The sequence below is a fragment of the Gilliamella sp. Fer1-1 genome, from assembly GCF_001690825.1.
In the GTDB taxonomy this organism is placed as follows: Bacteria; Pseudomonadota; Gammaproteobacteria; order Enterobacterales; family Orbaceae; genus Gilliamella; species Gilliamella apicola_C.
This window is the reverse complement of the sequence record NZ_LZGX01000077.1, coordinates 1-20,176: the sequence shown is the minus strand read 5'-3', so window position 1 is coordinate 20,176 and position 20,176 is coordinate 1. Positions and strand designations below refer to the sequence as shown.

The 20,176-nt window shown below is 34.2% G+C and carries 22 protein-coding genes; 15 read left to right on the top strand and 7 right to left on the bottom strand.

What is annotated here, in order from left to right:
- Positions 1-87 precede the first annotated feature (87 nt).
- Positions 88-390, top strand: a complete 303-nt coding sequence (locus A9G28_RS08925; RefSeq protein WP_065567695.1) for a MerR family transcriptional regulator — start codon at positions 88-90, stop codon at positions 388-390.
- A gap of 172 nt (positions 391-562) precedes the next feature.
- Positions 563-1,054 carry a hypothetical protein gene (locus A9G28_RS08920; protein WP_065580442.1) on the top strand — a complete coding sequence of 164 codons (492 nt, stop codon included), beginning with the start codon at positions 563-565 and terminating at the stop codon, positions 1,052-1,054.
- A 508-nt stretch (positions 1,055-1,562) separates the two neighbouring features.
- On the opposite strand, the gene tolC is transcribed toward A9G28_RS08920, so the two are convergent.
- Positions 1,563-2,909 carry an outer membrane channel protein TolC gene (gene tolC / locus A9G28_RS08915; RefSeq protein WP_065580441.1) on the bottom strand — a complete coding sequence of 449 codons (1,347 nt, stop codon included), beginning with the start codon at positions 2,907-2,909 and terminating at the stop codon, positions 1,563-1,565.
- A gap of 138 nt (positions 2,910-3,047) precedes the next feature.
- Here tolC and nudF point away from each other — a divergent pair, with 138 nt between their 5' ends.
- Entirely contained in the window at positions 3,048-3,677 is a 630-nt protein-coding gene (gene nudF / locus A9G28_RS08910; protein ID WP_065567698.1) for an ADP-ribose diphosphatase, read from the top strand.
- 166 nt (positions 3,678-3,843) lie between these two features.
- Positions 3,844-4,674 (top strand): 3',5'-cyclic-AMP phosphodiesterase, encoded by an 831-nt coding sequence (cpdA, locus tag A9G28_RS08905; protein WP_065580440.1) that lies wholly within the window; start codon positions 3,844-3,846, stop codon positions 4,672-4,674.
- A gap of 54 nt (positions 4,675-4,728) precedes the next feature.
- On the opposite strand, the gene cls is transcribed toward cpdA, so the two are convergent.
- From cls to fldA, 5 genes are all read right to left on the bottom strand, one after another.
- Entirely contained in the window at positions 4,729-6,192 is a 1,464-nt protein-coding gene (cls, locus tag A9G28_RS08900; protein WP_065580439.1) for a cardiolipin synthase, read from the bottom strand.
- A 5-nt stretch (positions 6,193-6,197) separates the two neighbouring features.
- Complete coding sequence (gene yciA, locus A9G28_RS08895) at positions 6,198-6,653, bottom strand: acyl-CoA thioester hydrolase YciA (protein ID WP_065567701.1); 456 nt, start codon at positions 6,651-6,653, stop codon at positions 6,198-6,200.
- A gap of 18 nt (positions 6,654-6,671) precedes the next feature.
- Positions 6,672-7,214, bottom strand: coding sequence for an inner membrane-spanning protein YciB (locus A9G28_RS08890; RefSeq protein ID WP_065580438.1), 543 nt, complete (start codon positions 7,212-7,214; stop codon positions 6,672-6,674).
- Positions 7,215-7,281: 67 nt separating this feature from the next.
- Positions 7,282-7,740, bottom strand: coding sequence for a ferric iron uptake transcriptional regulator (gene fur / locus A9G28_RS08885; RefSeq protein ID WP_065567703.1), 459 nt, complete (start codon positions 7,738-7,740; stop codon positions 7,282-7,284).
- 78 nt (positions 7,741-7,818) lie between these two features.
- A complete protein-coding gene (gene fldA, locus A9G28_RS08880; RefSeq protein ID WP_065567704.1) occupies positions 7,819-8,331 on the bottom strand; it encodes a flavodoxin FldA in 513 nt (170 codons plus the stop codon).
- A gap of 178 nt (positions 8,332-8,509) precedes the next feature.
- Here fldA and sucC point away from each other — a divergent pair, with 178 nt between their 5' ends.
- The 11 genes from sucC to hslU all read left to right on the top strand — a co-directional run bounded on the left by sucC (position 8,510) and on the right by hslU (position 18,409).
- Positions 8,510-9,679: an ADP-forming succinate--CoA ligase subunit beta gene (sucC, locus tag A9G28_RS08875; RefSeq protein ID WP_065567705.1), complete on the top strand. Its 1,170-nt coding sequence runs from the start codon at positions 8,510-8,512 to the stop codon at positions 9,677-9,679.
- A 28-nt stretch (positions 9,680-9,707) separates the two neighbouring features.
- A complete protein-coding gene (gene sucD, locus A9G28_RS08870) occupies positions 9,708-10,580 on the top strand; it encodes a succinate--CoA ligase subunit alpha (RefSeq protein ID WP_065567706.1) in 873 nt (290 codons plus the stop codon).
- Positions 10,581-10,678: 98 nt separating this feature from the next.
- Entirely contained in the window at positions 10,679-12,250 is a 1,572-nt protein-coding gene (locus A9G28_RS08865) for a cytochrome ubiquinol oxidase subunit I (protein ID WP_065580437.1), read from the top strand.
- Positions 12,251-12,269: 19 nt separating this feature from the next.
- Positions 12,270-13,406 carry a cytochrome d ubiquinol oxidase subunit II gene (cydB, locus tag A9G28_RS08860; RefSeq protein WP_065567708.1) on the top strand — a complete coding sequence of 379 codons (1,137 nt, stop codon included), beginning with the start codon at positions 12,270-12,272 and terminating at the stop codon, positions 13,404-13,406.
- Positions 13,407-13,415: 9 nt separating this feature from the next.
- Positions 13,416-13,526, top strand: a complete 111-nt coding sequence (locus A9G28_RS13365) for a cytochrome bd oxidase small subunit, CydX/CbdX family (protein ID WP_141671992.1) — start codon at positions 13,416-13,418, stop codon at positions 13,524-13,526.
- A gap of 192 nt (positions 13,527-13,718) precedes the next feature.
- Entirely contained in the window at positions 13,719-14,114 is a 396-nt protein-coding gene (gene ybgC, locus A9G28_RS08855; RefSeq protein ID WP_065567709.1) for a tol-pal system-associated acyl-CoA thioesterase, read from the top strand.
- Complete coding sequence (gene tolQ, locus A9G28_RS08850; protein ID WP_065580436.1) at positions 14,115-14,795, top strand: protein TolQ; 681 nt, start codon at positions 14,115-14,117, stop codon at positions 14,793-14,795.
- 2 nt (positions 14,796-14,797) lie between these two features.
- Positions 14,798-15,217, top strand: a complete 420-nt coding sequence (tolR, locus tag A9G28_RS08845) for a colicin uptake protein TolR (protein ID WP_065567711.1) — start codon at positions 14,798-14,800, stop codon at positions 15,215-15,217.
- A gap of 28 nt (positions 15,218-15,245) precedes the next feature.
- Positions 15,246-16,376, top strand: coding sequence for a cell envelope integrity protein TolA (gene tolA / locus A9G28_RS08840; RefSeq protein ID WP_176702139.1), 1,131 nt, complete (start codon positions 15,246-15,248; stop codon positions 16,374-16,376).
- A 150-nt stretch (positions 16,377-16,526) separates the two neighbouring features.
- The gene (hslV, locus tag A9G28_RS08835; RefSeq protein WP_025316169.1) at positions 16,527-17,054 is read left to right on the top strand and encodes an ATP-dependent protease subunit HslV; all 528 of its coding nucleotides are present in this window, start codon (positions 16,527-16,529) and stop codon (positions 17,052-17,054) included.
- 26 nt (positions 17,055-17,080) lie between these two features.
- Positions 17,081-18,409 carry an HslU--HslV peptidase ATPase subunit gene (gene hslU / locus A9G28_RS08830; protein ID WP_065567713.1) on the top strand — a complete coding sequence of 443 codons (1,329 nt, stop codon included), beginning with the start codon at positions 17,081-17,083 and terminating at the stop codon, positions 18,407-18,409.
- Between the two features lie 56 nt (positions 18,410-18,465).
- Here the strand turns inward: hslU and A9G28_RS08825 are convergent.
- Positions 18,466-20,176, bottom strand: a 1,711-nt coding sequence (locus A9G28_RS08825; protein WP_065580434.1) for an AsmA family protein, incomplete at its 5' end; no start/stop codon positions are given.

Genomic DNA, 20,176 nt, shown 5'->3' with positions numbered 1-20,176 from the left:
TTATGGTTTTTAAATCAACATAATTTGTTGTACAATATAATTTAATCGATAAAATATAAAAAAATAAACGATGAAAAAGGTTTTATTATGGAAGATATCTCTGCTAAAAATGCATATGATGACTTTTTATCAACCGTGATTGTTGGTATTGGAGAGGTTTCTGAGATGACAAAAATTCCAGTTAGAAAATTACGATATTGGGAAGAAAAAGGCATCATTAAAACGGTTGATCCACAATCTAAGTCTCGTCAATTTGATTTAGCGAATATAAAAAAAATTGTTTTAATTCAAGAATTGATGGAAGATGGATATTCATTGGATGGTGCAGCCAAAAAAGTTGAAGATAGAATTGCAAAAATAGAATCGTTAATGAATCTAATTCAAATGTAATTGTGTGTATATTGGTTTTTATATTGTAATAATATTAATTCAAGTTCTATTCATTAATTAGTTTTATAATTTATTTTCAATATGGGTATTTTATTATTTTGCTTATTAATTGTTGACTTTATTAAGTTTCTTATTGATAGGTTTTTATTAATAAGCATTTTTTGGGATAAACATGATAAAACCGATATCTAATATTACATTAAAACCGCTACCTAAAAGCAAAAGAGGTAAAATTAGCTCGCTTGTTGAAGTTGATGGTGTTTGCTATGATGAAAAACTAGAAGGTCGCTATTTAGAAATGGCTTTTAGCTATGATGACTGTTACGTTTTAATTTTTGTGACGGAAGATGGTGGTCCTTGGGAAGAAGTTTTATTCATCTATCTACTTGATTCAAAAAACTACCATATCGTTGATCGTGCCAAAATTGGCGGTGGAGCATATGCTTGGCTTAGCGCTTGTGGGCTTTGGAATATTAAAATTTTATCGGATCATACATTAAGTTTTGAATTTATGTCGTTTGAGGGAACTGATGGTTGGTTACTTAAACTTTTTAAAAAACCTATAAAAACCTTTCCGTTTACACTTAGAAACCTATTTCATGTCTGGCGTCCAATTTCATTTAAACGCCATTTTTTAATCGCAATAAATAAAAAGCTACTTTAAATCGATATACTATATTTCTCTTTTTTATACTGAAATTGGCAATCAAAATAACGATTGCCAAAACTCATTTTTGTTAAAATTAATATTTTCGACTGAATATTGCTGGTAAATTCGTTATTTTCTTACTTTTGGTTTTCTGACGGATTTCCTGAATAAGAAAATAGGCTATCTTTTAGTGCAAAAGAGAAATCTTTAGTATTAATCTCACCAATAACTTTGTTGCTATCGTATAAAGCCAGTAAAAAATTGGCGATTTGCTTTGCTTTATGGTGCTAGGTAAAACTCGCATCATTATTGTATTGACTGATCTTATTGGCTTTTCACCAAATTCGGTTTTCGTTACAGCCCAACAAATCCCTTTGCTATCAATTGACGTTAGCTTGTTTTAATTCCTGCGCAAGCCCTTCAGTAAAGGCTAGGTATGAAGTGGTAGATATATTTTTTAATGACATAATAAAAAAGGCGGTTTATTCGCCTTTTTAAAAAGTTATTATAACAGAATTAATGATTATTTTATCGTAGCTAAAGTACTTACTTCTTTACCTAACATATTATTGAGATAAACTAAATCATTGGCGGTTAAAGTTCCCACCGCATATTTTAATTGTAGCAAGCTAGTTAAATAATTATATTTTGCATCAGATAGGTTTCGTTTTGCACTATATAGCTGTGTTGTCGCATTTAATACATCAACAATTGTTCGTGTTCCAACTTGATAGCCAGAATTAGTTGCTTCTAATGAACTTTGTGCAGAAACGACAGCTTGTTGATAAGCTTTGATTGCACTAATTGATGATGAAATATTATTGTATGATGAACGTACTTGATTAATCACGTTTCTGTTGGTGCTTTCTAATTTTTCGCTAAAGCTGACGTAATTTTGTTGTGCTTGTTCGACCTTAGACATTGTTGCACCACCTGAAAAGATAGGCAGATTAACACTAACACCAACATAATTATTCCCAGAATAAGATTTACCACCACGCCCACCAGCTGCTACATTATTACCATATCGGTCAGTTTTATTAAGATTAGTTGATGCATCTAAATTTGCTGTAGGTAAATGACCTGATTGAGAAAGTTTGATCTGTTCACGTGCAATATCTTGATTTAATTTCATGGTGAGTAAATTAAGATTAGACGTTTCAGATTGTTTTAACAATGTGCTGATTTGCGTTGGATTTTCTGTTCTAAAGGTATTGGTGTTAACGCTTGCTAAACTAGAATAAAAACGACCGCTCACTTGACGTAAATCTTCTATTGCATTGTTTAGATCATTTAAAGTATTAACTTGTTGCGCAACGGTTAGATCATAGTTTGCTTGAGCATTTTGTACATCAGTAATTGCAACTAAACCGACTTGGTGTTGTTGGCGAGTTTGTTCTAACTGACGCCCAATTGCTTTTTTTTGTGCATCAATAAAGCTCAATGCATCAAGTGTTTTTAAAACATTAAAGTAGGCAACAGAAGTATTTAATATTAGTGTTTGCCCTTGATATTGATAAGCGATATCAGCAACGCTTGCTTGCTTTTTAGTAATATCTAAGCCTTTCCAATTTGAAAAATTAAAAATGCTTTGCGATACAGCTACTTGGTATAAATTTCCGCTTTTAGATTTTACGCCACTTGTATCTCGCCGACCATGCGTTACACCATAAGAAGCACTCAAACCTATTTGTGGCAACAAACTTGCCCGAGAACCAGAAATGGCTGCATATGCTTTATTTTTTTCCGCTAATGAGCTGCGTAGATCTGGGTTGGTTTCTTTAGCTTGTTCATAAACTTGTATTAAATTTTCAGCGAAAGCAGATTGGCTTAGCAATAATCCAATTAAAAAAGTTAAGGTTTTTTTCATTAATCTTCTCTTTGAAATCATTAAAATATAGTATCATCTCTAATAGCGTAATTTTAACAGATAATTAGCATATAGTAAGCATTGTTTGTATGCTATTCGCACTTTTTATTCAAATTCAGTTTACAATCGAGAATTTATATGAAAATTAAACATAATCCGGTAAATTTTAACAAAAATGATATCGTTAATTTAACTAAACGAATTTTGTATAAAGGTTTTTTTTCTTTATTTGAATACCGTTTTCAATATCGCAAGTTTGACGGCTCAATGAGCGAGGTTGTCACTCGTGAAATTTTAGAACGTGGAAATGCGGTTGTGCTTTTAGCTTATGATGCAAAGCGTGATAAGGTGGTACTAATAGAACAAGTTAGGATTGCTGCTATTGAAACTCAAGACAGCCCTTGGATGTTAGAGCTAATAGCTGGTATGATGGATCACGAGAATGAATCCTTAGAAGATGTAGCAAGGCGTGAGGCAATGGAAGAGGCGGGAATCACTATAGGTCGATGTAAACCTATTATTAGTTATTTAGCCTCACCCGGCGGTTTAACTGAACAATTGCATATATTGGCTGGTGAAGTTGACTCATCAACAGCTAAGGGGATTCATGGCCTTGCCGAAGAGAGTGAAGATATTAAAGTCCATGTCGTAAGCCGTTCTCAAGCTTATCAGTGGATTGAAGATGGAATAATTAACAATGCAGCATCAATTATTGCCCTTCAATGGTTGGAGCTTAATCATCAGCTATTACAAAATGAATGGAAATAACTTTTTATAATTATGTTTAATTATTCCTTTCATAGATGTGTGATTTATTTCACAGTTTAATATAATAATATGATTTATAAGGGTATTTTACTTTCAATCACAATACCTATTTTATTGCTGACATTATTAACCATAATTATAGATTAATAAATAATTGAGGTAAATTTTGGGGTCATTTTTAGAGCTTCAGACCCGTAATAAAAATTACGGCAAAATATTACATATAACTGATACCCATCTTTTTGCAGAAGATAGTGGCTCGTTGCTTGGTATTAATTCTAATGCAAGTTTTTTAGCTGTTATCGATGACATAAAGAAAGGCAATAGGCAATATGATTTAATTGTGGCAACAGGTGATTTTGTGCAAGATGGCTCTAAAAAAGCTTATGCTCGTTTTGCTGAACAAATAAATAAATTTAACACTCCATGTGTATGGTTGGCAGGCAATCATGATAATTATGCACATATGCAAGAAGTGTTTGCAAACTATCAACTTGTCGATAATAAAATCGTACTGTTGGGTGATAACTGGCTGACAATTCTATTAAATAGCCAAGTTGTTGGTCAAGCTTATGGCTTTTTACACGAATCTGAGCTCGAATTTTTACACAACACCTTAACTGAACATTCTCATAGATATGCGTTAATTTTTTTACACCATCATCCCATTAATTCAGGCTGCCATTGGTTAGATCATCATATTTTAAAAAATTATGAGCAATTAGAAAAAGTTATCCAAAAACATCCAAATGTAAGAGGACTAGGTTGGGGACATATTCATCAGAAACAAGATTATGTTTGGCATAAATGTAAGGCATTCTCAACGCCTTCAACTTGTTTCCAATTTAAAACGGAATGTTATGATTTTCAATTATCAAGTGATGATGCACCTGGTTGGCGAGAAATTACGCTTAATACCAATGGAACCATTGATAGTGAGGTTTATAGATTAAAGAATAACCGCTTTTTACCTGATATCTCTCAAAATGGTTATTAGTCAGTAGCAATATTGCTAGCAATAATAGATGTAGGCTTAACACTAGCCCAATAGTTATAGTAAAGGGGCAAAAAAGTAAAACAATCTCTCAGTTACACGTTGCCATATAGGCCGCTGGTTCCATTTTTCGGCCTTTATTTGATCTGAATTAGATAAATATTTTTGTAAAAGATCGGCTAGTGAATTAGCAAACTCTGCATCATCAATTACAGTGGTAATTTCAAAATTAAGCCATAAGCTACGCATATCTAAATTAACAGTACCAACAAGGCTGAGCTGGTTGTCAATTAAAACACTTTTAGTATGTAATAAGTTATCATTGAATTGATAGAGTTTTACCCCGCCGTTTAATAATTCAGAAAAAAAGGCTCGACTTGCCCATTTGACCATTAATGAATCATTATTTTTGGGAATGATGATAATCACTTCGACCCCTCGCTGTGCTGCGGTGCATACAGCATGTAAAATATCATCACTTGGTACTAAATAAGGTGTAGTAAAAATAATTTGCTCTTGTGCTGAATAAATTGCTGTTAATAGCACTTGATGGATCATATTTTCTGTATAACCTGGGCCAGATGGGATCAATTGCATAATGTGTTTTTTATCTTCTGGTGGCTCGGCAAAATCAGTAATTTGTGGTAATGCTAAATGTTTACCTGTTTCTAGCTCCCAATCACAAGCATATATGGCTCCCATAAGTGTTGTAACCGGCCCACTCATTCTTACCATAATATCAACCCATTCACCAACATGTTTATTTTGTTTAAAAAAACGCGGATCAACTATATTCATGCTTCCAGTATAAGATATATAGTTATCAATAATAGCGACTTTTCGGTGTTGGCGTAAATCTAACCGTCTAAACATAAAGCGAAGCAAGTTTACTTGTAAAGCTTCGACAATGATAATGCCAGCATCGCGCATTCTTTTACTCGCGTTTGTTTGGATAAAATGCCGGCTACCAGCAGAATCAACCATTAATCGGCAAATTACGCCACGTTTACTTGCTTGAATGAGCGCCTGCTCAACATCATCAGCTCGACCACCTTCATTCCAGATATAAAATACCATTTCAATATTTGATGTCGCTTGGTTTATATCATCAATTAAACGGTCAAAAATGACATTGGTTTCACTCAACAATTCAATGTGATTACCATTAATACCATCAAGACCCGTCTGGTGCTTACAAAGTTGGAAAATGGGTTTGCTAACTTGGCTTACGTTACCAGTGAAGATATCAGAAAAGTCACCTATTCGATGAATAAACTTGGAAATAGTTGGGCGCATTTTTTGAGCTCGTTTAACGCGTTGTTGCCCTAAGTGAGCTTCGCCTAGCGCAAAATATAAGATCACACCCACAAGTGGTAAGATATAAATAACTAACATCCATGCAATAACGTAAGTTGTTGGTCTTCGTTTAAAGACAATACGTAACGTCGTTGAAACAATGATCAGCCAATAAACGAGGAAGATCAAAGAACTGACTAAAGCATGAAATGAGGTAAATTGCATACTTATTAGTTATTATTTAGGTTTAATTTAGTTATCGGATCCTTAGTTGAATCATAATGCTGGAATACCTCTGGTAATGGTTTGGGATTATTATGTTTGTCCACTGAAACATAAGTAAATACAGCATCTGTTATGCAAAATCGTTGTGTTGTATCAGATGTATCAATGACTTTTTTAACCCAAACTTCAATACCTATTGTGATAGATGTTTTTCCAGTTTTAATGCAATGTGCATAACAACAAACCACATCGCCCACCATGGCTGGTTTATAAAATGTAATACTACTAGCATTAACCGTTACAACTCGGTTTCTTGCGATCTCTTTTGATAAAATACCGCCTGCAAGATCCATTTGAGACATGATCCAACCACCAAAAATGTGCCCATGAGGATTGGTGTCTGCTGGCATTGCAAGCGTTCTAAGCACTAGTTGACCTTTAGGATTTGTATCTTGTGTCATGCTAAAATACCCTTTTTATTATTTGTTCTCTAAATCATTATTCATATTTTTATAGATATAAATACCTGATATTAACGATAACAGTAATGATGCGCTCGGCAAAATAAATACTTTAAATATCCAAAAGAAATCATCTGTAGTGTAATAGGTTGCCACTAAACTTGTTATGCCACATAGTATAAAAAAGATAACCCATAATAAATTTAATTTATTCCAAATAGTTATATCTAGCTGGATTTCTTTGCCAAGCATTTTTTGCAACAGATTTTTTTTGAAAATAAATTGACTAACTAACAAGGCTGCGGCAAATAAAAAGTTAATAATCGTGACTTTCCATTTAATTATATTAGGATCACGCATATAAAGTGTAAATCCACCAAAAACCATAACCATTAAATAAGATATCAACTCTACTTTATCTATTTTCCTATATAAGGCAAGGATTAGAAGAAAGCAGATTGTTGCAGTGATCATCAATGCTTGAACACCGACAAAGACATCATACATAGAAAGAAAAACAAAAAAGAACGCAAGCGGAACGAAGTTTAAAAGTTGTTTCATTGATTATTAGCCTAGCACAAGGTAAGTTATCATATTTTAAATGAATAAAAAGCCTATTGGAATAGGCTTATTTTTTGCGATGAAGTTCAGGGTGTGCCTTACAATTACCCGATTGACAATGCCCATAAAGATATAAACTATGAAAAGTTAGTTCAACACCATATTGCTCAGCAATTTCTTTTTGCCTTGTGTTGATAATGTCATCTCGAAATTCAAATACTTCGCCACAATCTAAGCAAATTAAATGATCATGATGTTGTTGTGTCGCCAACTCGAAAACTGCTTTGCCACCCTCAAAGTTATGACGAGTAACAATTCCTGCATCGTCAAATTGGTTTAAAACGCGATAAACGGTTGCAAGCCCGATTTCCTCTCCCATATCAATTAATTTCTTATACAGATCTTCCACGGTGATATGTTGACATGAAGGATTCCGTAATAATTCTAAAATCTTTAATCTTGGTAACGTAACTTTTAAGCCTGCACTTTTGAGCGCCGCATTATTATCATTATCATGATTTGTCATATTACTTCCCATTAATTTGTTAATATGTTTCCATTATAGGAACTATATAAGGTAAATAAAAGAAATCATTTTAATAGATTAAATTTTCATTTCAGCTCGGACTTGATTTACCCAACTGTTGATGCGCTCTTCTGTTAATTCTGGTTGGCGATCTTCGTCAATAGCTAAACCAACGAAATGTGTATCATCAACTAAGCTTTTTGACGATTCAAAACTGTACCCTTCAATAGGCCAGTTTCCAACAATTTTAGCGCCTTTAGGTTCGATAATATCGCGAAGTGTTCCCATAGCATCACAGAAATACTCTGCGTAATCTTCTTGATCGCCACAACCAAAAATAGCCACTGTTTTACCACTAAAATCAATTTTTTCTAAATTAGGAAAAAAATCATCCCAGTCAGCTTGTGATTCACCATAGTACCAAGTTGGAATACCAAAAAATAGGTAATTATATTGTTCAATGTTTTCTTTAGTGGCTTTTGCAATATCGAAAACTTCAGCTTTATCACTACCTAAAATGAGTTGGATTTGCTTTGCTACATTTTCTGTATTGCCGGTGTCACTACCAAAAAAAATACCAACTTGTTTCATATTTGTACCTTTGTTATTTACGATATATAAATTTCTCTTAGAAGTATATCATTGTCATTTATTATCAGCAATGATTCTAAATCACATCAAACATAAGTTATTATTTGCTATACAATTTATTTATCTTGCATTAAAATTATCATCATTTTTATATTAACTTAGGCTGTGGAATTTCGTTATGAACCTGCACGAATATCAATCTAAATACCTTTTTAAGCAATATAATTTACCCGTACCGCAAGGATACGTTTGTAATTCGATTGATGAAATACAAGATACATTAGCCGAATTATCGTCAGAAACAGTCTCAAACCCTTTAGTCGCTAAATGTCAGGTTCATGCAGGAGGGCGAGGTAAAGCTGGTGGTGTTATTTGTACTGAAAACTATGATGAAATAAAGCAATTTGCTGAAAAATGGTTTGGGCAACACCTTGTTACTTATCAAACTACTGGTAAAGGTCAGCCTGTTAATAAGATTTTAATTGAAAAAGCATCTAATATTTATAAAGAGCTTTATTTGGGGGCAGTGGTTGATCGTAGTTCTAAGCGTGTAGTGATTATGGCTTCAACAGAAGGTGGTGTTGATATAGAAAGTGTTGCCGAAAAATCACCACACTTAATTTATAAAACTTTGCTTGATCCTTTAACGGGACCTTGTGCTTACCAAGGCCGTGAGCTTGCATTTAAATTAGGATTAACAGGCAAATTAGTTAATCAGTTTACAAAATTATTTGTTAATTTCGCTAAATTATTTTTAGAGAATGATGTTTCATTAGCCGAAGTTAACCCATTAGTGATTACTAATTCAGAAGAATTAGTTTGTTTAGATGCAAAAATTGTTTTAGATGATAATGCCCTTTTTAGGCATCCTAGCTTAAATATTTTAAGAGATACAACTCAAGAAGATGAGCGTGAATCAATCGCAGCAAAACAAGGCATTAGTTATGTATCATTAAGTGGCAATATTGGCTGTATGGTTAATGGTGCAGGTCTTGCGATGGCAACTATGGATATTATTAAACTGCATGGCGGTGAACCAGCTAACTTTTTAGATGTTGGTGGTGGCACAACGAAAGAACGTGTTGCTGAAGCATTTAAGTTAATATTATCTGACAAAAACGTAAAAGCGATTTTAGTGAATATTTTTGGCGGTATTGTTCGTTGTGATTTAATTGCCGATGGTATTATTAGTGCAATAAAAGAAATAAGCCTTACCGTTCCTGTTGTCGTACGCCTGGAAGGTAATAATGCACAACTTGCCCGAGAAATTTTATCTAAAAGTAAATTAAATGTTATTACTGCAGAAAGTTTAATAGATGCGGCTCAAAAAATTGTTGCTGTTGCCTAGTATATAGGATGTATGGAGAATAGTTATCATGTCAATTTTAGTTAATAAAGAAACCAAAGTTATCTGCCAAGGCTTTACGGGTAGCCAAGGAACTTTCCATTCACAGCAAGCGCTTGCATATGGTACCAAGTTAGTTGGTGGTGTGACACCAGGCAAAGGCGGTACAACTCACTTAGGTTTGCCTGTTTTTAACACTGTAAAAGAAGCGGTTGCAACAACCGGCGCAACTGCAAGTGTTATTTATGTGCCAGCAGCATTCGGTAAAGACTCTATTTTAGAGGCAATTGATGCAGGAATTAAATTAATTGTTTGTATTACTGAAGGCATCCCAACTTTAGATATGCTGATTGTTAAAGAAAAATTACAACTTAACAATGTAGTAATGATAGGACCAAACTGCCCAGGTATTATTGTTCCTGACGAGTGTAAAATAGGTATTATGCCAGGACATATTCACCGTGCAGGCTCGGTAGGGATAGTTTCTCGCTCTGGTACATTAACTTATGAAGCGGTCAAACAAACAACAGATATTGGTATAGGTCAATCTGTATGCGTTGGTATCGGTGGTGATCCTATCCCGGGTAGTGATTTTATTTCTATTTTAGCATTACTTGAACAAGATCCTAAAACTGAAGTTATTGTTATGATCGGTGAAATTGGCGGTAGCGCAGAAGAAGAAGCAGCTGAATATGTTAAAAAACACGTAACTAAACCTGTTATTGCTTACATCGCTGGTGTTTCAGCTCCATCAGGAAAACGAATGGGGCATGCCGGTGCAATTATTTCAGGAAATAAAGGTACAGCAGAAGAAAAAACAAAAGCATTACAATCAGCAGGCATTATAGTCGTAAAGAGCCTTACCGATATTGGTGATGCAGTAAAAAAACAAGCTAAGATATAGTTTTTTGATGTATATCAATTTTTATTCTGTAATTATCGGTGTATAATAACCGCCAATAACATAGAAATTTGTGAGCATTTAAGAATTAGGGAGCGTTTATGTTAGATATAGTAGAACTTTCACGCCTCCAGTTTGCACTCACGGCAATGTATCATTTTATTTTTGTACCATTAACGCTAGGTTTGGCGTTTTTGCTAGCAATTATGGAAACAGTGTATGTTGTTAGTGGTAAGCAAATCTGGAAAGATATGACAAAATTCTGGGGTAAACTGTTTGGTATCAATTTTGCCGTTGGTGTCGCAACAGGTTTGACCATGGAATTTCAATTCGGTACTAACTGGTCTTATTATTCACACTACGTGGGAGACATTTTTGGTGCGCCGTTAGCGATTGAAGGTTTAATGGCATTTTTCTTAGAATCAACCATGGTTGGTTTATTCTTTTTTGGCTGGGATAGATTAAGCCGTGGTAAACATTTAATGGTGACTTGGTGCGTAGCGTTTGGTTCAAATTTATCAGCGCTTTGGATTTTAGTTGCTAATGGCTGGATGCAATTCCCTGTAGGGTCTGAATTTAATCCTATCAATTCCCGTATGGAAATGGCTAACTTTTTTGAGTTGATTACTAACACTGTTGCTCAATATAAATTTGTTCATACTGTTACTGCTGGCTATTTAACAGGCGCAATTTTTGTTTTAAGTATTAGCTCTTATTATTTGCTAAAAAAACGCGATGTTGCTTTTGCAAAACGTTCTTTTGCTGTGGCTGCTATGTTTGGTTTTATTATGTCAATTGCAGTTGCCATTATGGGCGATGAAGCAGGCCATGAACTCACAACCGTGCAACCAGTTAAATTAGCAGCAATTGAAGCTGAATGGGAAACTCACCCTGCCCCAGCACCATTTAACGTTATTGCATTTCCATCTCAAAAAAATAAAGAGAACTCATTTGCAATTGAAATTCCTTATGCAATGGGAATAATCGCTACTCGTTCGCTTGACACTCCAGTAAAAGGTTTAAAAGATATTTTAGCCAATAATGAAACTCGAATTAGAAATGGTATTTTAGCTTACAGTAACTTAGAAAAAATCCAACAAGGTAATCAAGATTCTACTGTACTTGAAGCTTTTGAAGCTAATAAAGCTGATTTAGGTTATGGTTATTTAGTTAAACGTTTTACTGATCGTGATAATTTAACTATACCTGAAGCAACAGAAGAACATATTAAAGCGGCAACAGAAGATTCAATTCCAACTGTGTGGCCACTATTTTGGGCTTTTAGAATCATGGTTGGTCTTGGCGGGTTAATGATCCTTGGCACTGGTTTTGCTTTATGGACAACTTATAAAAATAAAATTGGTGAAAAACGTTGGTTACATCGTTTATTGGTTCTATTTTTACCGTTTCCTTGGTTGGCCTGTGAATCAGGTTGGTTTGTTGCAGAATATGGTCGTCAACCTTGGGCGATCCAAGATATCTTGCCAACAGGTGTTGCTAATTCATCATTAACACCAGGGGAAGTATTATTCACAATGGTGCTTATTTGTGGACTTTATACCCTGTTCTTAGTTACTGAATTATTCTTAATGTTTAAGTTTACTCGCTTAGGGCCAAGTTCTTTAGGAACAGGAAACTACCATTATGAAAAAACACAACCAGTAACAGAATAGGACATAGGGAGTATACACAATGATTGATTACGAAATTATACGCGTCATCTGGTGGGTGCTGATTAGTGTTGTTTTAATCGGTTTTGTTATCACAGATGGTTTTGATATGGGTGTGGGTATTTTATTACCTTTTATCGGTAAAACAGATACAGAACGCCGTATTATGATTAATGCAATTGCTCCTCATTGGGATGGAAACCAAGTTTGGTTAATCACTGCTGGTGCAGGTATTTTTGCTGCTTGGCCAATGGCATATGCAGCATCATTTTCTGGATTTTATATTGCGATGATTTTAGTGCTTTGCGCACTATTTTTTAGACCAATTGGTTTTGATTATCGCAGTAAATTAGAAAATTCAAAATGGCGTAATCTATGGGATATCGGCATTTTTGCAGGTAGCTTTGTACCTGCATTGGTTTTTGGTGTCGCTTTTGGTAACTTATTAGAAGGCGTTCCTTTTAGATTCGATAATGCTTATCGTGTGTTTTATGATGGTAACTTTTTTGGCTTACTTAATCCTTTTGCATTATTAACGGGAATTGTGAGTTTAATGTTATTTGTTTCTCATGGCGGAACATGGTTACAAATGAAAACGTCAGGAGAGCTTTATTTAAGAGCTAGAACAGCGACGCAAATTGCTAGTTTAATAATGTTAATTGCATTTGTTTTAGCTGGAGTTTGGGTTGCATTTGGTATTAATGGGTATGAAATTACGAGTGTAATTGATTATAAGGCAGCATCTAATCCATTAGCTAAAACAGTATCGACAGATGCAACGTGGTTAGCCAACTATATAAATTATCCTATTTTATGGATAGTACCTGTTTTAGGCGTGATGTTACCACTATTAACTATTCTTTTTTCCAGCCTAAATAAAAATGGATCCGCATTCCTTTCATCGATATTAACAATTGTTTGCGTTCTATTTACATATGGTATTGCAACTTTCCCATTTATTATGCCATCAAGCATTATGCCAAATGCAAGTTTAACGATATGGGATGCATCATCAAGTCAATTAACACTTAATATTATGTTTATTGTGGTTCTTATATTTTTGCCTATTGTTCTTTTTTATACAATTTGGTCATATATCAAAATGTTTGGAAGACTGGATAAAAATCATATCGAAAATAATAAACATTCTCTTTATTAAGGAACTAATATGTATTACGTTTTATGGTGTATAGGACTTATTGCTGCATGTATGTTATCAGCTATAGTCGGTTTATGGGTTGAACGAGATAGTGGTGAAAAAGAATCAAGCAACAAATAAACCAACAGTAAATAATATAAATTAAACAACAATAAAAAGGTGGCCATAGCCACCTTTTCTTAATTTTCTGATAGGGTTGTTGAAAATAAGTAACAAATGATAATTGTTTTCATTTGTGTTTTTTTATATCATGGTGCAGCGAATTTCATATTCAGTTATAATAATGTCAAATTCAGTTAGTGCTATTTAGATATGAAACAATTTAATTGGAATGCAAGAGTTTATTATGAAGACACTGATGCTGGTGGCGTAGTTTATCATGCTAGATATCTAGCTTTTTTTGAACGGGCTAGAACCGAAATACTAAGGCAATTAGGAATTAGCCAACAGACGTTATTGCAAGAAAGTATTGCTTTTGTTGTAAAAAAGATGGATATTAGCTACCATGCTCCAGCCCATTTAGATGATATGTTGACTATTAGTACTCAAGTTGAGCAAGTTCGCAAGGCGTCTATTATTTTTAAACAGACTATTTTTAATCAAAATAAACGCGTTATCAGCACAGCAGATGTTCTTATTGCTTGTGTTGATATCACTAAAATGAAGCCGTGCGCGCTTCCCAAGTTATTAGTTTTGGAGTTTATATAAGTGGAAAATCTAAATATTATTGATCTGTTTTTGCAAGCAGGCCTCTTAGTACAATGTGTTATGTTGTTATTACTTACTTTTTCTGTTATGTCATGGGCTATTATATTTCAACGAACTAAAATTTTAGGTAAAGCTAAAAAACAAATCGAGCAATTTGATAATAGCTTTTGGGTTGCAGATGATTTAAATGTTTTATTTGATAAAGCAAAATTCAATAAAGAAGACATCAGCGGCACTGAGCATATCTTTTATTCAGGCTTTAAAGAGTTTTCACGATTATATCAAATTAATCCCAATATGGCTCAATCTGCATTAGATGGTGCATCACGTTCTATGCGTTTAGCAATGAATCGTGAGCTTGACAACTTGGAATTACATATTCCTTTTTTAGGCACAGTAGGTTCTATTAGCCCATATATTGGTTTATTTGGTACAGTTTGGGGGATTATGCATGCGTTTATTTCTTTAGGTGCAGTTAAACAAGCGACACTGCAAATGGTTGCCCCAGGGATTGCTGAAGCATTAATTGCAACTGCAATTGGCTTATTTGCTGCCATCCCCGCGGTAATTGCATATAATCGCTTATCATTGAGTGTAAGCCGAATTGAGCAAAGTTACCTCAATTTTATTGATGAATTTTCTGCAATTTTACAACGTCAAGCAGTTGCCGTTAGGAATTAATTATGCGTAGACGCTCACGTTATTCAACTAAAACTGAAATCAATATAGTCCCTTTATTGGATGTATTATTAGTCTTAGTACTTATTTTTATGGCTACAGCCCCAATTATTAGTCAAAGTGTTGAAGTTGATCTTCCTGAAGCATCGGAATCAAAAACGGTTTCACCTTCAGAAAATAAGCCAATCATTATTGAAGTTTCTGGAGTTGGTATATATGCAATGATTATTGATCAAGATCGTCAAACTAATTTACCAAAAGAACAAATTGTAGCAGAAGTAAAACAACAGATGTCGCTTAATGAAAAGGCTGTTTTTTTAGTTGGTGGTGCAAAAGATGTTCCCTATGAAGAAATTATAAAAGCATTGAATTTATTACAATCTGCAGGCGTTAAATCTGTAGGATTAATGACTCAACCGATTTAAATAAAAATAATATAGTAAAATGTCAGTAATGTCTTATAAACCAAATTCAAAATTAAGTATAGCTATTGCCCTATCCATTATATTACATGTCATTTTAATTGTTATTTTAGGATACCGAGTTATATCTGATAATAATGTAAACTATGGCCGTGTCGATGGAAATTCTATTGATGCTATTATGGTTGATCCTTCTGTCATGACCGAACAATATCAAAGGCAACTAAGGACACAAGTTAGCCAAAAGCAAGCTGAGAAACAAAGGCAGCAACAAATTGATGATCAGGCTCGAATATTGCAGGAACAACAGCTTGCCCAAGAACAGCGGCTTAAAGAGCTAGAAAGAGAGCGCCTAAAAGTAGAACAACAGCAGAAGAAAGAGGCAGAGGCTGCGCAAGCTGCGCGGATAGCAAGACAAAAAGAAGAAGATGCTAGAAAAGCTAAAGAGCAGTTAGAAGAACAACAAAGACAGGCTGAAAGACAGCGCTTAGAACAACAACAAGCTGAGCTAGCAAAACAAAAAGCAGAGCAAGAAGCTAAATTAAAAGCTGAGCGAGAATTATTAGATAAACAACGTGAAGAAACTTTACGTAAGCAAGAAGAACTCGCCAAGCAGAAAGAAGAACAAGAGGCTAAAGTAAAAGCTGAACAAGAACTTATTGAAAAGCAACGAATTGAAAATGAACGCAAACAAGCAGAGTTAACTAAACAAAAAGAAGAACAAGAAAAAAAGCAAGCTGCTGAAAAAGCGGCGGCAGATAAAGCTGCTATCGAAAAAGCAAAAAAAGCAGCACAAGCAAAAAAAGATAAAGAGCTTGATAACTTGCTGGGTGGACTTACATCAAATATACCCAGCCCAGCAGGTGGTGCTGCTAGTCGGAAAGGTGTTTCAAATGGGGAGCTAGATAAGTATAAATCTCTAGTTCAAAATGCTATCAGTAATAAATTTATTAATCCTAACAAATTATATAGTGGGCGAAATTGTGTATTAGAAATTCAAATTGCACCTGATGGTTTATTACTTAATGTTAGTGCGAAAGGTGGCGATGAGGCATTATGCCGAGAAGCACTTTCAGCAACGAAACAAGCTATAATTCCAAAGCCTGCAAGTACATTTTATAATCAAGTAAAAATAATGAAAATTGACTTCCAACCAAACTAATTTTTTATATTGTAAACGCAATATTCCCTAGAATTATTTACTATAAATGATCAATATCTATAAATTAGAATATTGAAATTACATTAATTACCCCAATATATCATCTATTCATTTCGAATTAAGTTATTTAAGTAAAATAAGGAGCAAAACATGACAACAATTGTTAGTGTCCGTCGTGAGGGGCAAGTTGTTATCGGTGGTGATGGTCAAGTCACGTTAGGCGAACGTATTATTATGAAAGGTAATGCACGTAAAGTTCGTCGCTTATATAATAACAAAGTGATTGCGGGTTTTGCTGGTGGTACGGCTGATGCATTTACATTATTCGAACTATTTGAGCGAAAATTGGAGATGCACCAAGGTCATTTAACCAAAGCTGCTGTTGAGCTAGCTAAAGATTGGCGAACGGATAGGATGTTACGCAAATTAGAGGCATTGCTTGCTGTTGCTGATGAAAGTGCATCATTAATTATTACCGGTACTGGTGATGTTATCCAACCCGAAGACGATTTAATTGCCATTGGTTCTGGCGGTCCTTATGCACAAGCAGCTGCACGAGCATTACTTGATAATACCTCACTTTCTGCACACGATATTGTGCAAAAATCATTATCAATAGCGGGGGACATTTGTGTGTATACAAATAACTTCCAAACCATTGAAGAGCTCAATTACTAATCAACTGAATTAAAGAGAATATTATTATGTCTGAAATGACTCCTCGCGAAATTGTAAGCGAATTAAACCAACATATCATTGGCCAAGATAAAGCGAAACGTTCTGTAGCTATAGCACTACGTAATCGCTGGCGTCGTATGCAACTTGATGAAACATTACGTCATGAAGTTACACCTAAAAATATACTGATGATTGGACCAACAGGTGTTGGTAAAACTGAAATTGCAAGACGCCTTGCAAAATTGGCTCACGCACCTTTTATTAAAGTAGAGGCGACTAAATTTACAGAAGTTGGTTATGTGGGAAAAGAAGTTGATTCAATTATTCGAGATCTAACAGATTCTGCAGTAAAAATGATACGCCAAGAAGCAATTGAACGCAATCGTCATAGAGCGGAAGAATTAGCCGAAGAGCGCATTTTAGATGTGCTAGTGCCACCAGCTAAAGATGGTTGGGGACAAGTTGAAGATAATAATGCTTCAACAGCAAGGCAAGCTTTTCGCAAAAAATTACGTGAAGGCACACTTGACGATAAAGAAATTGAAATTGAAGTAGCTGGTGTTAATATTGGTGTTGAAATTATGGCACCTCCTGGCATGGAAGAAATGACAAACCAATTACAGTCGATGTTTCAAAATTTAGGTGGGCAAAAAACTAAACCGCGCAAAATGAAAATAAAAGATGCCTTTAAACAGCTTATTGATGAAGAAGCCGCTAAGTTGGTTAATCCAGATGATCTTAAGCATGAAGCGATTGAAGCGGTTGAGCAGAACGGAATTGTCTTTATTGATGAAATAGATAAAGTGTGTAAGCGCGGTAACTCATCAGGGCCAGATGTTTCGCGCGAAGGCGTACAGCGTGATCTTTTACCATTAGTTGAAGGTTGTACAGTATCAACTAAACATGGCTCTGTTAAAACGGATCATATCTTATTTATTGCATCGGGCGCTTTTCAAACAGCAAATCCATCAGATTTAATTCCTGAATTACAAGGTAGATTGCCAATTCGAGTCGAATTACAGGCACTAACAAGCGAAGATTTTGAACGTATTTTAACTGAACCAAATGCTTCACTTACGGTTCAATATAAAGCGCTAATGGCAACCGAAGGTGTTAATATCGATTTTACGCCAGATGGTATTCGTAAAATTGCAGAATCAGCATGGCAAGTGAATGAGCAAAATGAAAATATTGGCGCACGTAGATTACATACTGTATTAGAGCGTTTGATGGAAGAAGTTTCATTCGAGGCTAGTGAACTTGGCGGACAAACAGTTACAATTGATGCTAAATATGTAAGCGATCATTTAGATAAACTGGTTGCAGATGAAGATCTGAGCAAGTTTATTTTATAAGTAGTTCGGCTTGAGTATCGAGTATAAAAAAGGTGAGCTTTGCTCACCTTTTTTTATTACTGCCTTTTTAGTAGTTCGCCTAAGATATTAGAAGTTTTTGATTTAGACTTTGAATTATCTTTAGAATGATGATTTTCTAATTTATCTCGAAGTTTTTCTAAACGATCTTGTAATTTGTCACTAAATACATCATTGATTAATTTAGCAATATCAATTTGATAACGAAGCTTAGCAAATTCACCATAAATACGTAGTGGTATTGTTAACTTTTGTAGCTTTGCAATTACCTCATTTTTAGTATTCCAGCCACCTAACATTTTTAAGTTCAAATTAATATCTAAATCACGGTTTAAGAGCCCGACTCTTCCTGAACCTTCAATGATCTCAAGTATTGCTGAATTCGCTGTTAATGTTGAAAACTCCAAGTTACCTTGCTTCAAATAGGCATTAGCTGAAATTGTTTGAAATTCGGTGTATTTTTTCTGATTTTCAGGTGTTGTATCATTTTTTGAATAGCGAGCTACCGCATTTTGGATAATACTTTCAATATTTAAATTATTGAGCTTTGCATTTGTTACAACAATGGCCACATTGCCTTGTAAGTTTGCTAACAATTTAGAACCTGATAAGGTGTTACTTTGTAAATCCCCGCTAGCATTAAATAAACCATCTAGATCATGTGCCGTATCTATTTGCTTAAAAAATGTATTTAAATCAACATCAGTTATTTTGGTATTTAGTTTTATTAATGTGTTTTTTTGTTTGCCATTTGCAACACCTGTTGCCAATATATGACCTTTAGCAAAATCTAAACTCATATTTCTGAATATAGCAATACCGTCATTATTAGTTATATCAACATTAATATTGTTAAACGTCATTTTATTGGCGTTAAGTTGCTTGATAGTTAACTTAGCCTTAGCATTGAAAGCATTTAAAAAATTTAATTCATTATTGCTCTTTGTAACATTTGACACCACAGGAGGGGTTTGTTGACTATTAGCCTTTCCGTTTGTTTTTTCACCAATTTTCAGTAATGAAGAGAGATCAATTTTATCAGAATTTAACTGCAAATTTATTTCTGGTTTACTTGTTAAATCTGCATTGATAACACCAATGAAATTATTACCATTAACTGAGAAAGATAAATTTTGGCTTTTTAAAATCTGAGGATTATGTTGGTAATTAAAAACGCCACTTATGTTTCCTTTTAATTCTTTTGCTGAATTAGCGATGCCTTTATAAGTAAAATTTAACTTATTTAAATCGATGATTGCTTGTCTTGGAAATTCATTTAAATCGACATTAGCATGTATTAGGTATGACATATCTTGTTGATTTTTATCTACGTTACCGTTTAAATCAATAGCGATATTTTTATCTTTAACTTGTTCTACAATAAGATTAGTATTTCTAAAGTTAATAAGATCATCTTTATATTGTAATACCACTGTACTGTCAGTAACTTCAAATTTATTTAAGCTAAACTGCCAACTAGATGTATTTTTTTTATCTTTAGAATCCGTTGACTCATTAGTGGTCGTATCCATAGGTGTTTTTTTAGCACCATTTTTTGCAATATTACCTTTACTTTCATCAGTGACGTTGATGATTGCTGATTTTATAAATACATTTTTGATAGATAATTTTTTTGAGAAAAGAGGCAATAGTTCAACATCAAGTCGCATATTATCCGCAGTTAATATAGGTTTTTTTACATCGACATCAGATAATTTTACCGAATCTGTTAATATACTCACTTGTGGC

Coding starts and splice junctions, on each gene's coding strand:
- cydB (WP_065567708.1), top strand. CDS start 12,270: ATGATTGATTACGAAATTATACGCGTCATCTGGTGGGTGCTGATTAGT.
- fur (WP_065567703.1), bottom strand. CDS start 7,740: ATGACAAATCATGATAATGATAATAATGCGGCGCTCAAAAGTGCAGGC.
- tolA (WP_176702139.1), top strand. CDS start 15,246: ATGTCTTATAAACCAAATTCAAAATTAAGTATAGCTATTGCCCTATCC.
- hslU (WP_065567713.1), top strand. CDS start 17,081: ATGTCTGAAATGACTCCTCGCGAAATTGTAAGCGAATTAAACCAACAT.
- A9G28_RS08925 (WP_065567695.1), top strand. CDS start 88: ATGGAAGATATCTCTGCTAAAAATGCATATGATGACTTTTTATCAACC.
- cls (WP_065580439.1), bottom strand. CDS start 6,192: ATGCAATTTACCTCATTTCATGCTTTAGTCAGTTCTTTGATCTTCCTC.
- hslV (WP_025316169.1), top strand. CDS start 16,527: ATGACAACAATTGTTAGTGTCCGTCGTGAGGGGCAAGTTGTTATCGGT.
- tolR (WP_065567711.1), top strand. CDS start 14,798: ATGCGTAGACGCTCACGTTATTCAACTAAAACTGAAATCAATATAGTC.
- tolC (WP_065580441.1), bottom strand. CDS start 2,909: ATGAAAAAAACCTTAACTTTTTTAATTGGATTATTGCTAAGCCAATCT.
- A9G28_RS08890 (WP_065580438.1), bottom strand. CDS start 7,214: ATGAAACAACTTTTAAACTTCGTTCCGCTTGCGTTCTTTTTTGTTTTT.
- yciA (WP_065567701.1), bottom strand. CDS start 6,653: ATGACACAAGATACAAATCCTAAAGGTCAACTAGTGCTTAGAACGCTT.
- A9G28_RS13365 (WP_141671992.1), top strand. CDS start 13,416: ATGTATTACGTTTTATGGTGTATAGGACTTATTGCTGCATGTATGTTA.
- A9G28_RS08920 (WP_065580442.1), top strand. CDS start 563: ATGATAAAACCGATATCTAATATTACATTAAAACCGCTACCTAAAAGC.
- sucD (WP_065567706.1), top strand. CDS start 9,708: ATGTCAATTTTAGTTAATAAAGAAACCAAAGTTATCTGCCAAGGCTTT.
- fldA (WP_065567704.1), bottom strand. CDS start 8,331: ATGAAACAAGTTGGTATTTTTTTTGGTAGTGACACCGGCAATACAGAA.
- ybgC (WP_065567709.1), top strand. CDS start 13,719: ATGAAACAATTTAATTGGAATGCAAGAGTTTATTATGAAGACACTGAT.
- sucC (WP_065567705.1), top strand. CDS start 8,510: ATGAACCTGCACGAATATCAATCTAAATACCTTTTTAAGCAATATAAT.
- A9G28_RS08865 (WP_065580437.1), top strand. CDS start 10,679: ATGTTAGATATAGTAGAACTTTCACGCCTCCAGTTTGCACTCACGGCA.
- nudF (WP_065567698.1), top strand. CDS start 3,048: ATGAAAATTAAACATAATCCGGTAAATTTTAACAAAAATGATATCGTT.